Annotated in this window: 10 protein-coding genes; 7 read left to right on the forward strand and 3 right to left on the reverse strand. The window is 69.6% G+C overall.

Annotation, left to right across the window (positions count from 1 at the left end):
* Positions 1-80: 80 nt before the first annotated feature.
* The 7 genes from AB0M93_RS32195 to AB0M93_RS32225 all read left to right on the forward strand — a co-directional run bounded on the left by AB0M93_RS32195 (position 81) and on the right by AB0M93_RS32225 (position 9,770).
* Complete coding sequence (locus AB0M93_RS32195; RefSeq protein WP_364280330.1) at positions 81-677, forward strand: TetR/AcrR family transcriptional regulator; 597 nt, start codon at positions 81-83, stop codon at positions 675-677.
* A 12-nt stretch (positions 678-689) separates the two neighbouring features.
* The gene (locus tag AB0M93_RS32200; protein WP_364280333.1) at positions 690-1,178 is read left to right on the forward strand and encodes a hypothetical protein; all 489 of its coding nucleotides are present in this window, start codon (positions 690-692) and stop codon (positions 1,176-1,178) included.
* Positions 1,179-1,917: 739 nt separating this feature from the next.
* Positions 1,918-4,770 carry an AAA family ATPase gene (locus AB0M93_RS32205; protein WP_364280336.1) on the forward strand — a complete coding sequence of 951 codons (2,853 nt, stop codon included), beginning with the start codon at positions 1,918-1,920 and terminating at the stop codon, positions 4,768-4,770.
* Between the two features lie 263 nt (positions 4,771-5,033).
* On the forward strand, positions 5,034-6,065 hold the full coding sequence (locus tag AB0M93_RS32210) for a GDP-mannose 4,6-dehydratase (protein WP_364280339.1): 1,032 nt from the start codon (positions 5,034-5,036) through the stop codon (positions 6,063-6,065).
* A 5-nt stretch (positions 6,066-6,070) separates the two neighbouring features.
* Complete coding sequence (locus tag AB0M93_RS32215) at positions 6,071-7,429, forward strand: glycosyltransferase (protein WP_364280342.1); 1,359 nt, start codon at positions 6,071-6,073, stop codon at positions 7,427-7,429.
* Positions 7,430-7,432: 3 nt separating this feature from the next.
* Complete coding sequence (locus AB0M93_RS32220; protein WP_364280345.1) at positions 7,433-8,485, forward strand: DegT/DnrJ/EryC1/StrS family aminotransferase; 1,053 nt, start codon at positions 7,433-7,435, stop codon at positions 8,483-8,485.
* A 67-nt stretch (positions 8,486-8,552) separates the two neighbouring features.
* Positions 8,553-9,770: a DUF222 domain-containing protein gene (locus tag AB0M93_RS32225; protein ID WP_364280470.1), complete on the forward strand. Its 1,218-nt coding sequence runs from the start codon at positions 8,553-8,555 to the stop codon at positions 9,768-9,770.
* 495 nt (positions 9,771-10,265) lie between these two features.
* On the opposite strand, the gene AB0M93_RS32230 is transcribed toward AB0M93_RS32225, so the two are convergent.
* The 3 genes from AB0M93_RS32230 to AB0M93_RS32240 all read right to left on the reverse strand — a co-directional run bounded on the left by AB0M93_RS32230 (position 10,266) and on the right by AB0M93_RS32240 (position 12,794).
* Positions 10,266-10,925 (reverse strand): response regulator transcription factor, encoded by a 660-nt coding sequence (locus AB0M93_RS32230; RefSeq protein WP_364280348.1) that lies wholly within the window; start codon positions 10,923-10,925, stop codon positions 10,266-10,268.
* Positions 10,926-11,004: 79 nt separating this feature from the next.
* The gene (locus AB0M93_RS32235; protein WP_364280351.1) at positions 11,005-11,805 is read right to left on the reverse strand and encodes an ABC transporter permease; all 801 of its coding nucleotides are present in this window, start codon (positions 11,803-11,805) and stop codon (positions 11,005-11,007) included.
* On the reverse strand, positions 11,802-12,794 hold the full coding sequence (locus tag AB0M93_RS32240; RefSeq protein WP_364280354.1) for an ABC transporter ATP-binding protein: 993 nt from the start codon (positions 12,792-12,794) through the stop codon (positions 11,802-11,804). Before AB0M93_RS32240 ends, AB0M93_RS32235 begins: the two co-directional genes overlap by 4 nt.
* Positions 12,795-12,893 lie beyond the last annotated feature (99 nt).

Here is a 12,893-nt window from a genome sequence, read left to right on the forward strand (position 1 = left end):
ATCGACACATACCGCAACCGCGTCATTGCGGAAAGAGCGCATTCTGGCGATTGTTTGCTCAACCGTGCTACTTTTTGCTCATGCAAGCAAAAACGTTCACCGAGAACGCCCGCCGGGCGCAGATCGTCCGCGCGGCGATCGAGACCATCGGTGAACTGGGGTATGCGAAGGCTTCGTTCGGGCAGATCGCGAAACGCGCCGGGCTGAGCAGCACCGGCATGATCTCCTACCACTTCGACGGCAAGGCGGACCTGATCGCCGAGGTCGTCCGGGACGTGCTGGCCACGAGCCTCGCCTACATGCGGGAGCGGATCGACGCGGTGCAGGGACCGGCGGCGGAGCTGCGGGCCTACATCGAGTCGAACCTGGCGTTCATCGCCGAGCACCCGGTCGAACTCACCGCGCTGCTCGACTGCCTGCGCCACGGCGGTGGCGGTGCGGCCACCGCGGGCACCGGCGACTGGCACCACGGTGCCGTCGACGTCCTGGAAGCCTGCCTGCGCGAGGGGCAGCGCACCGGCGAGTTCGGCCGGTTCGACCCGCGCGTCATGGCGATCACCGTCCGCCAGGCCATCGACGGCATCCACACCGAACTGATCCGGCGTCCCGGCACCGATGTCGACGCCTACGCGGCCGAGCTCGTCGCCATCGTGGAACGGGCCACCGCACACGACTGAACTGGGGAAACCATGGCCACCTCGAACACCGCCGACCGCGTGCTGCGGCCGGTCGTCTTCCTGCTCTACCTGAACCTGCTGATCAGTGTCGCCTTCGCGGTGCTGACCTTCCTGCACAAGGACGGGATCCTCGACTACCAGGTGCTGCACTGGGAGTCGACCGGCCAGGCGAATCCGGCCGACCGGGCGGGGACGCGCGCCTCGCTGGAAAGCGTGCTGTGGATCCGCCCGGTGTCCGTGCTGGTCATCGCGATCATCTACGTCCGGCTGGCGGGGCGGCTCAAGCTCGGCCGCCGCCGCACCTACGTCCGGCTGATGGTGATCACCGTTCTCGGGCTGGCCGGGCTGGTCTACCTCGTCGTCGCCGCCGAGTTCCCGGACTGGATGCGGGCCGGCCAGGCCGGGCAGGCGCTGGTGCTGCTCGTGCTGTTCCTGCTGTTGTGCACGAAGAGCGTCCGCGGGTACTTCTCGAAGCAGGGCCGCGTGCCTGCAAAAGTGTGATTCTTGTTCACATTGTGTTTCCCGTGTCTTATTCGGCAGAACGGGAATGATCGTCGCCGATTCGGAATGCGCCGCGACTCTGAGGAAGCGAAGGTTATCCGACGGCAAGGCCGCCGCGTCGCGCTCACTCGAATGCCCGAACGCGGCCGCGGCGGCTTCGACCGTGGGTGGAGAAGCGTCTCCGCGCGGGTTTCGCGCCACTGGTTGTTTCGGGGAAGTTAATGCTGGTCAGGGGCTTGCGGATGCTGTTGTGACGCTCGGCGCCGAAATGTCCCGGCGAATCGGACCAACCGGACATCCAGGGCCTGGGTGAACCCCCGTCGTGGCTCGTTGCGGCACGTAGGGGCAGGTGGTAGCTTCTGATCGTTATCTCCTTGCGGCGAACCGGGCGATCAGGGCAGTGATCGCCCAAGCGGGAACCGCGGGGATCTGGGGTCTGGGGAAAGGTTGTCCGATGCACGTCTACCGCGGTCCTTCATAAGGGACGCCGAAAAACACTTCGACGCCGGCTCTGCGCGAGCCGGCGGGACTTTGTCGTCACCGGGCACTTCGTCGGGGAGCGGTCTGCCGGGCTGATCGACCGTGAAGCATTGCGTGCGACGGCATTTGTTCGCCGCGCACGCTGCTGTGCTGGTGATTCACGGCGAAATCCGCGTTGGGCCCGTCTGGGGTGGCCGCAACGCGGGGCGTGGATCAGACGAATCCAACACGCAACGAATTCCTGGGGGAAGTTCCCGCCATGCTCATTGAACGTGATTTCGAAACGGCGACACTGAGTCAAATGCTCGCCGACACCCACTCCGGGGCCGGTGGTGTCGGCCTGGTCCTCGGCCCGGTCGCCAGCGGCAAGACCGCGCTGCTGGAGGCGTTCGGCCGGCAGGCCGCCGGCACCGGCGCGGTCGTGCTGTCCGCGTCCGGGGCCCGGTCGGAAACGGCCGTCGGCCTGGGCGTCGTGTCGCAGCTGGTCCACACGCCGGGTGTCCGGGCGGACATCGCGGAGCAGGTTTCGGCGTACGTGGAGGACGCCGAGGCCGACGCGACGCTGCTGGACAGCCGGTTCCTGCACCGCCTCTCGAGCGCGGTGATCGGCTGGTCGGCCGAGAGCCCGCTGGTCATCTGCGTCGACGACGCCCACCACGCCGATCCCGCGTCGCTGCAGTTCCTGCAGCACATGGCCCGGCGCATCCGGCCCGCGCGGGTGCTGGTGCTGCTCGCCGAGCGGGCCGATCCGGGCGAACGGCGCCCGGTGCGCCACGTCGACCTGATGCGGCGGCCGCACTGCCGTCAGCTGCGGCTGGCGCCGTTGTCCCGCAACGGCGTCGGCGTCCTGCTGGCCGCCAAGCTCGACGAAAGCAAAGCCCACGCGCTGGCCGCGGAGTGCTTCGCGGTCAGCGGCGGCAACCCGCTGCTGGCCACCGCGCTGGTGCACGACACCCGGGCGGCCGGCACGGGTGAGGTCGTCGCCGGGGCCGCCTACCGGCACGCGGTGCTCAGCTGCCTGCACTCCAGCGAACCGCGGGCGCTGGAACTCGCCCGGGCGCTCGCCGTCCTCGGCGACGACGAGCAGTCGCAGATCTCGCTGGCCGGCGGCATGGTCTCCTTCGCGCCGGCCACCACCGAACCGGTGCGCCGGGCGCTGGAGTCGGCCGGCGTCCTCGCCGGGCACCGGTTCCGGCACGCCGAAGCCCGCGTCGCGGTGCTGGAGGAGCTCGATCCCGGCGTCCGGTCCGCCCTGCACGGCCAGGCCGCCCGCCTGCTGTTCGACCAGGGCGCCCGGCCGACCGCCATCGCCGCCCACGTGGTGGCGGGCAACGTCGACGAGCCGTGGACCGAGCACCTGCTGTCCGAGGCGTCGGAGGCGGCGCTGCTCGAGGACGACGTCGAGCTGGCCCGTGCCTGCATCGCGCTGGCCAGCCGCTGCTGCACCGACGACCGCGACCGGGCGATCGCCAAGGCGTCGCTGGCCGACATCGAATGGCGGACCACGCCGGCGAAGGCGATGCGCCGGCTGCCGGAGCTGGTGCACGCGACGCGCGCCGGTCACCTGCCCGGCATCCGGGTCGTCGGCATCTTCGAGTTCCTGCTCTGGTTCGGCCGGGTCGACGAGGCCATGGAGATCGCCGACGCGTTCGGCGACCTGGTCGACTGCCGGGACCGCCGCACCCGCGGCGAGCTGCTGACGCTGTCGTCGTGGCTGGCCAGCTCGGTGCCGGGGATGCGGCACCTGGTCGAGCCGATGCTCGCCTCGATCACCGACGGCGCCCCGGCGCCGCAGCTCGGGCTGGCGGTGAATTCGCAGCTCAAGGCGATCGACGCGCTGACCAGCGCGGTCCGCGAAGGTCCGTCCGAGGCGGCCGTGCTCGACGCCGAGCAGGTGCTGGAAGGCACCCGGATGACCGACATCACCCTGCGGCACCTGGTGTTCGCCGCGACGGTGCTGATCTACGCCGAACGCCTCGACAAGGCCGCCACCTGGTCCGACCACCTGATGGCGCAGGCCGCCGGCCGGCCGGCCCCGACGTGGCAGGCGTCGCTGGCGGAGCTGCGCGCGGAGGTCGCCCTCCGGCAGGGTGACCTGCCGCTCGCGGCCCGCAACGCGAAGATCGCGCTGACGAAGATGACCCCGGAGGCGTGGGGCATCGGGGTCGGCGCGCCGCTGGCGACCCTGCTGGCCGCGCTGACCGAGATGGGCCGGTTCGACGAGGCGGCGGAGCTGCTCAACCAGCCGGTGCCCGACGCGCTCGGCGAGACCCGGTTCGGCCTGCACTACCTGCACGCGCGGGGGCACTACTACCTCGCGACGGGCCGGCTGCCGACGGCGCTGAACGACTTCCTCGCCTGCGGGGAGCAGATGGCCCGCTGGGACCTGGACCAGCCGTCGCTGGTGCCGTGGCGCTCCAGCGCCGCGGAGGTGTACCTGAAGCTGGGTGACCGCGAGAAGGCGCGGGCACTGGCCGAAGCGCAGGCGGCGAAGCTCGGCCCGGACTGCGGCGACCGCACCCGCGGCATCACGCTGCGGACGCTGGCGCTCGTGGCCGATCCGGCACGGCGGCCGAAGCTGATGCAGGAGGCGGTGGACGTGCTCGAGAAGTCCGGCGCCAAGCTGGAGCTGGCCCGGACGCTCGCCGAGCTGAGCCGGGCGACCGGCGACGCCACCACGGCCCGCACGGCCAACCGGGACGCCCGGGCGCTGGCCAAGGAGTGCGGCGCGGAGCTGCTGCGGAAGACGTTCCTCGACGGCGGCGACGAAGACGTCGTCGTCTCCCTCCGCGGCGCGGTCGCCCCCGCCGACGTCAAGCTGCTGACCGACGCCGAGCAGCGCGTCGGCTGGCTCGCCGCGCGGGGGCACACCAACCGGGAGATCGCCAGCCAGCTGTACATCACCGTCAGCACGGTGGAACAGCACCTGACGCGCGTCTACCGCAAGCTGAGCGTCAGCCGGCGGCGGGACCTGGCGTCGGAGCCGCAGCTGCGGGTGCCGGAGCAGCAGGAGCGCCTGCCGGGCATGTCCCGGTCGCCGGTGGCCGTCAACCACCGGGCGCCGGCGCCGCCGGTGCGCCGTCCACTGAGGCCGGTGCCGCCGGTTCGCTGACCGGATCGGTCGAGGAGCCGGGATCCCGTGCGGGGTCCCGGCTCTCCGGTTTTCCGGGGCCCCTAGGCGCGCCCCTAGGTTTCCCTGACTTGGCGCCGGATTCATTGACAACGAACCGCCGTCCGGCGAGCGTGGACGTCGTTGCCGGGCACCGGAACCGGCGTGATTTTCGCGGCGGCGAGGTTCACCGGAGCTGCTCGCACGGCGGCCGGACGACGCCACGGCGGGGGCGGTACTCGTTACGTGGCAAGGAAGGCGACTTCATGGCGAAGCGTGCGTTGATCACCGGCATCACCGGGCAGGACGGGTCGTACCTGGCCGAGCACCTGCTGGCCGAGGGCTACCAGGTCTGGGGCCTGGTCCGCGGCCAGGCGAATCCGCGGAAGTCGCGGATCAGCAGGCTGGTCTCCGAACTCCATTTCGTGGAGGGCGACCTGATGGACCAGGTCAGCCTCGTCTCCGCGGTGGACTTCGTGCAGCCGGACGAGGTGTACAACCTGGCGGCCATCTCGTTCGTGCCGATGTCGTGGCAGCAGCCCGAACTCACCACCGAGGTGAACGGCATGGGCGTGCTGCGGGTGCTCGAAGCGGTCCGGATGGTGTGCGGCCTGGACAAGTCCCGCCCGACCGGCGGCGGCGGGATCCGGTTCTACCAGGCGTCGTCGTCGGAGATGTACGGCAAGGTCGCGGAGACCCCGCAGAACGAGCAGACGATCTTCCACCCGCGCAGCCCCTACGGGGTCGCGAAGACCTACGGGCACTTCATCACCAAGAACTACCGCGAATCCTTCGGCATGTTCGGGGTGTCGGGGATCCTGTTCAACCACGAGTCGCCGCGCCGCGGCGCCGAGTTCGTCACCCGCAAGATCACCATGGCGGTGGCGGAGATCAAGCTCGGCATGCGCGAAAAGCTGTACCTCGGCAACCTGGACGCGGTGCGCGACTGGGGTTTCGCCGGTGACTACGTCCGCGCGATGCACCTGATGCTGCAGCAGGACACGGCCACCGACTACGTGGTCGGCACGGGCCGGATGCACTCGGTCCGCGACGCCGTCCAGATCGCGTTCGACGCGGTGGACCTGAACTGGCGCGACCACGTCGTCGTCGACCCGGCCCTGGTGCGGCCCGCGGAGGTCGAGACCCTCTGCGCCGACCCGGAAAAGGCCCGCGCCGAGCTGGGCTGGAAGCAGTCGGTCGACTTCGAGGAGCTCATGCGCATGATGGTCGAGGCCGACCTGCGGAAGGCGTCGAACGAGCACAAGTACAGCGAGCTGATGCTCGCCGGGAGCTGGTGACGGCCGTGGCGCCCATCCTCTTCGCGTCGATCGCCGACGCCGGCATGATCAACCCGCTGCTCGTCATCGCCGGGGAGCTCGCCCGCCGCGGCGTCCCCGACCTGTACTTCGCGTCCACTGAGGACCGACGCGCCGACGTCGAAGCGATCTCCGCGGACAACCCGGTCCGGTTCGTTTCGTTCGGGGAGCGGCTCGAACGCCCGCCGGGCGAGTGGGACCCGGACCTCTACGCCGCGGCGACTCAGCCCGCGAAGCCGGGCAGCCACACCGCGCGGCCGCAGAACGTCATCGCCTACCTGAGCGGCGTCACCGACGCGAGCATCATGGTGACGATGTACGAGCGCGCGCTGGCCGTGGTCGACGAGGTCGAGCCGGCGCTGATGGTCATCGACTCCTCGAGCGTCTACCCGACGGACGCGGCGATCGCCCGCGGCATCCCGTACGTCTACAGTGTACCGATCTCGGTGAGCGAGATTTTCGCCGAACGCTTGCCGCTGAGCTACCCGAGTCCGAACACCGGGCTCCCGCGCTCGCTTTCGGGACGTCAGAAGCTGGCCAACCTCTGGTTCCGCCTGCGGTTGCTGTACGGCATGCTGACGAAGGTGCCGGCGATGCAGTTCACCAAGGCCCGCAAGGAAGCCGGGATCCTGAACGCCACCGCGGGCCAGTCCGGCTACGCCGATCGCGCGCAGGCGATCCTGGGGTATTCGGTGTTCGGCATGGAGTACCCGTTCGACGCGGCGCCGTCGCACCTGCGCATGGTGGGCCCGGTCGTGCCGCCGCTGCCGGAGGCGGTCGAGCCGGATCCGGCGTTGTCGGCCTGGCTGGACGAGCACGAGTCGGTCGTGTACTTGGCGTTCGGCACCCACATGCGGCTGACGGCCCCGCAGGTGACGGCGATCGCCGAGGCGGCGCGCCGGGTCGGCCCGGAGCACCACCTGCTGTGGAAGCTGCCGAAGGCGCAGCGGGCGTTGCTGCCGGCGGACCTGCCGCCGAACGTCCGGCTGGAGAACTGGGTCCCGTCCCAGTTCGACGTGCTGGCCCACCCGCACGTGCGCGCGTACTACCACCACGGCGGCGGCAACAGCGCGTACGAAGGGATCTACTTCGGCAAGCCGGGCCTGGTGCAGCCGTTCTGGATGGACTGCCACGACCACGCGGCCCGCGTCCTCGACAGCGGCTGCGGACTGGTGCTGTCGTACGAGGAGACGGTGTCCGCGGAAGCGATCGTGGCGAAGCTGCGCCGGGTGCTGGAGGAGAAGGAGTTCACGGCGCACGCCGAGGAGTGGGCGGACAGGTTCCGCTCGGCGGGCGGCTTGGCAGCTGCCGCTGACACCGTGCTGGCCGCTGTCCGGGAGGGGTAGGGGATGTCCGTCAAGTACCCGGTGTCGCAGCCGTACCTGAACGGCGACGAGCTGGCCAACGTGACCGACGCGGTGACGAGCGGCTGGATTTCCTCGCAGGGACCGTACGTGGCCCGCTTCGAGGAAGCTTTCGCGGCGTACAACGGAGTCGCGCACGGCGTGGCGTGTTCGTCCGGCACGACGGCCCTGACGCTGGCGTTGCGGGCGCTGGGAATCGGCCCGGGCGACGAGGTGATCGTCCCGGAGTTCACGATGATAGCGTCGGCGTGGGCGGTGACGTACACGGGCGCAACCCCGGTGTTCGTCGACTGCGGCGACGACCTGAACATCGACGTGTCGCTGATCGAAGCGAAGATCACCCCGCGCACCAGGGTGATCATGCCGGTGCACGTCTACGGCCGCCAGTGCGACATGGACGCGATCATGGAGCTGGCCTACGAGTACAACCTGCGCGTGGTGGAGGATTCCGCGGAGGCGCACGGGGTGCGTCCGGTGGGGGACATCGCGTGTTTTTCGCTGTTCGCCAACAAGATCATCTCGTCTGGTGAGGGCGGAATCTGCGTGACCGCGGACCCGCGGCTGGCCGAGCAGATGAAGCACCTGCGTGGGATGGCGTTCAACCGCGACCACACGTTCTTGCACAAGAAGCTCGGCTACAACTTCCGCATGACGAACCTGCAGGCCGCGGTGGCGACGGCTCAGGTGGCTCAACTGGACTCGATCCTTTCTCTTCGTGCTGCGGTCGAAGCTCGTTATGACAACGGGTTGCGTGACGTTCCCGGCGTCCGGCTGATGCCTCGGCGGGATGTGCTGTGGATGTACGACTTGCTGTGTGATCGGCGGGACGAGTTGCGGGCCTTCCTTGCCGCGGAGGGGATCGAGACGCGGGTGTTCTTCAAACCGATGAGCCGGCAGCCGATGTACCTGGATTCCGTGTGGTCGTCTTTGAAGGCCAACCGGTTTGCCGATGAGGGGCTGTATCTGCCTACGTACACGTCGTTGGGTGAGGATGATCAGGAGTACATCGTTTCACGGGTTCGGAAGTTCTATGGTTGATGGCACCCGATCGTGTGATGATCAGGTGTTCGATCGTCGGTATTGTTGAGGTGTGGCCCCGAACGTGATGCAGGAAGCCGAGGCGGTGGCGCTGGCCGACCGTGTCGGTGAGCTGCTCACGGCCATCCGCTCCGCTGAGGCCGAGCTGGGTGCGGTGTTGGTGGAGATTGAGCAGCGGGGCGTGATGGAGCTGTTCGGCTACCGTTCCGTCGCGCGGCTTTTGGAGCACCTCGGTGATGTGCCGAAGGCGGCGGCGGAGCGGGTGGTGCAGCGTGCGCGGGCTCTCAATCCCGGCCGCGCTCTCGACGGCACCCCCATTCCCCCTCTTGCCCCGGCCACCGGTGTTGCGGCTCTGTCTGGTCGCCTCAGTGCCCCGATGATCGACGTGATCGTTGGTGCCCTCACTGACATTCCGCCTGAGCATCGCGACACCGCCGAGAATTACCTGTTGTCTTTCGCCGCCGAAGCGGGGCACAAGCAGGTTGCCGCGCTCGGTGCGCGGATCCTGGCTCACCTCGACCCCGACGGCCCCGCACCCGAGGACACCGAACCGGCAACCCCGACCCGGGAACTGTCGCTGCGGCGGAAAAGATCCGGGATCTGGGAGCTGCACGGCAGGTTCGATGACGAGACAGGTACCCGCGCCAGCGCCCTGCTCGATGCGTTGGCCCAGCGCCGCACCACCACCGGTGAGGGTCCCGACCTACGGTCCCCGCAGGAACGCTACGGCGACGCCTTCTCCGACACTCTCGACTTGGCGTTGAACTCCCCGGACTTGCCGATGCAGGCGGGGGAACGCGCCCACGTCCTGGTCGCCGTCTCCCTGGCTGACTTGAAGTCCGGAGTGGGTGAGGCGACGTTGGGCGACACCGGCCGCATCTCCGCCGCTGAAGCGCGGATCCACGCCTGCGACAGCATGCTCATCCCCGCGGTGCTGGGCGAGAAAAGCGAACCCCTCAATCTCGGCCGCCTCCGCCGGCTGATCTCCGCCGGCCTCCGTCGCGCCCTCTACCTCCGCGACCGCGGCTGCGCCTTCCCCGGTTGCCACCGCCCACCCCGACACTGCCAGGGCCACCACATCCGGCACTGGGCCGAAGGCGGCCCCACCGACCTGGGGAACCTGGTGTTGATGTGCGCCCACCACCACCGACTCCTACATCGCTCCGGCTGGGAAGTCCGCATCGCCGCCGACGGCCTCCCGGAGTTCCTGCCACCGCCCTTTCTGGACAAACTCCGAAAACCCAGGCGTAACAACCTGCACCAACCGCTGCCCTTCGCAGCCTGAAGATGGGAAAGGCCCGCAGCCCCACGGCTACGGGCCTACACCCATGCCCGCAAGGCGGTGTCCTCAAAGGCCGGTCGTCGCCCACACTGGGAAGTCGACTTGGACAGTGGTTCGCGGCAGTGAACTCCGCCGGCTCAGAGTCAAGACAATCCGCAGGGGCGGTCCTGCAAGGGGCGCCAGCGCTTCAAGCGGTTGTCTATGCCTCGATCGCACAGGCACCCTGCGGCCTTCCCGCCCACCTGGAGATTGCTCGTGTCCGCGGAGCTCCCCAATCTCTCGATCCGCCCGCGATCGAATGCCGCTCGTGGCCCCGCCCGGTCGCCCAAGTCTCGGGATTCTGCCCGCGCCCCTGCAAGGCAGCTTGCGCCCGTGCGGTCGCACGCGTCCCGCGAAGCTGCAGGCGTCCTGCGAGGCTGCCCGTGACCCGCAAGGCCGCCCTCCCGCGAAGACCGCCCGCGCCCCCGGCGAAACCGCTCCCAGCCCCCGAAAGCTCGCCTACCCCTGCCGGACCTTGCTGCTCAAGTAAGTCAGGACCGCCAGCACCCGCCGGTTGTCGTCCTCGTGCTGGGCCAAATCCAGTTTTGTGAAAATGCTCGCCGTGTGTTTGGCCACCGCTGCCTCGCTGATCGTCAGCCTCTGGGCGATCGCCGCGTTCGATCTTCCCTCGGCCATCAGCTCCAGGACCTGGCGCTCCCTCGGCGTCAGTGCGTCCAGGGGGTCCCGGCGTGATCGGCTGGCCAGGAGCTTCGTGATGACCTCCGGGTCCATTGCCGTACCTCCCGCCGCCACCATGCGGAGTGCGTCCACGAACTGGTCCGCGTTCAGCACCCTGTCCTTCAACAGGTAGCCGATCGCGCCCGCTCCGTCTGCCAGCAGCTCGCGTGCGTACGTCTGCTCCACGTGCTGGGACAGCACCAGCACCGGCAAGCCCGGGCGGCGGCGGCGCGCCTCCAGCGCCGCCTTGATCCCCTCGTCGCTGAAACTCGGGGGGAGGCGCACGTCCACCACCGCTATGTCCGGTGCGTGGTCCTCGATGGCCTTCAGCAGCTCCGTTGCGTTGCCCACCGCGCTCACCACCGTGAACCCGTGTGCCTCGAGGAGCCTCGTCATTCCGTCTCGAAGGAGGTAGAGATCCTCCGCGAGGACAACGCGCACGAACCGCTCCTGGGGTTCCGGGCCGGACGGGCCGGGCTGGGGTGTGCCAACCGTACCGTCCCGGCCCGGGCCGGGCGCGTCAGTCCAGCGCGCGCTTCAGGAACCCTGCGATGCCGAAGGCGCCGAAGATCGCCGTTGCCGCCACCATCACCAGGACGGAGATCCACAACGGGATCGACGGGACCTGGTGCGGCATCACCAGCCGCCTCAACGCCTCCGACACGTACGTCAGCGGGTTGGCCGCGCAAATCACCTGGAACCAGCGCAAACCGGACAGGCTGAGCCAGGGGAACTGGCCCGATCCCGTGAAGATCAGGGGCACCAGGAGGATCGTGAACACCAGGTTGATGTGGCGGGGCGGCACGATCGTGCCCAGCACCATGCCCACCGCCGCGCCCGCCAGGGACCCCAGTGCCACGACGCCGGCCACGCCCGGCAACGCCGCCGGGCTCCAGCTCACCCCGTCGAGGATCAGCAGGCCGATCGGGATCATCACCAGGCCCGCGATGATGCCGCGGATCGCGCCGAACAGCATCTTCTCCACCGCGACCAGGCGGATCGACAGCGGCGCCAGCAGGCGGTCCTCGATCTCCCGGGTCACCGAGAAGTCCAGCACCAGCGGCAACGCCGTGTTCTGCAGCGCGCCGGTGAACGCGTTCATCGCCACCATGCCCGGCAGCAGGATCTGCGCGTAGCCCGCGCCCGCGTAGCCGATCTGGGACAGCACCTTGCCGAAGATGAACAGCAGGAACAGCGGCTGGATCAGCATCTGGGCCAGGAACGGCAGCAGCTCGCGGCCGGTGACGAAGAAGTCGCGGCCGAGCACCGCGAAGAACGCGCGGGCCTGGCCGGTCTGGGGCGCTGCGGTGGCGGCGGTCATCGGAGGTCCCGTCCGGTGATGGAGATGAACACGTCTTCGAGGGTGGGCTTGCCGAACGAGATGCCGGTGACCTCGCACCGCTCGCGGCCCAGCACGGCCAGCACGCCCGGCAGCAGGGACGCCGGTTCGGCCTCCGTGTACAGGCGGAACTGGACGGCCTTCTCGTCCGCGGCAGCCCGGCCGGCCGCGGCGAGCCGCTCGACCCGCTCCACCGACGGCACCTGCTTCAGCTCCTGGCCGACGGCGTCCGCCTCGGCGGGCGAATCCGCCAGGCCCACGCCCACGGTCAGCGTCGTGTTGCCGGGCAGCGACCGCGTCAGCGCTTCCGTTGTGTCCAGGGCCAGCAGCTTGCCGCGGTCGACGATGCCGACCCGGTCGCACAGCTTGGCCGCCTCCTCCATGTCGTGCGTCGTCACCACGACCGTGACGCCCTCCGCCGTCAGCTCGGCGACGCGCTCGTGCACGAACAGCCGCGACTGCGGGTCCAGGCCGGTCGCCGGCTCGTCCAGGAACATCACCTTCGGCCGGTGCATCAGGGCGCGGGCGATCATCACGCGCTGGGCCTGGCCGCCGGACATCTCGTCGACCCTGGCCTTCGCGCGCGGGCCGAGGCCCATCCACTCGATCAGCTCGTCGGCCCGGCGGTGCCGCTGCGCGCGCCCCATGCCGTGGTAGGCGGCGTGGAACAGCAGGTTCTGCCGCACGGTCAGCGACTGGTCGAGGTTGTTGCGCTGCGGGACGACGGCCAGCGCCTGCCGGGCCGCGGTCGCGTGCTTCACGACGTCGATGCCGGCCACCTCGGCCCGGCCGGACGTCGGCAGCGCGCGGGTGGTCAGCATGCTGACCGTCGTCGTCTTGCCCGCGCCGTTGGGGCCCAGCAGGCCGAACACCTCGCCGGTGGCGATGGTGAAACCGAGGCCGTCGACCGCAGGCCGTTCTGCTTTCGGGTACCTCTTCACGAGGTCCCGTACCACCACAGCGTCCGGCACGCCGGGCCTCCAGGAAATCAGTGTGGACAGGAAGAGGTGAGGAAGGGCCGCGGTGCTGGGGGACAACCTCGGCCCTTCCCCACAGGCGGCTGGTTCTGC

Source organism: Amycolatopsis sp. NPDC051102 (assembly GCF_040682815.1).
Classification (GTDB): domain Bacteria; phylum Actinomycetota; class Actinomycetes; order Mycobacteriales; family Pseudonocardiaceae; genus Amycolatopsis.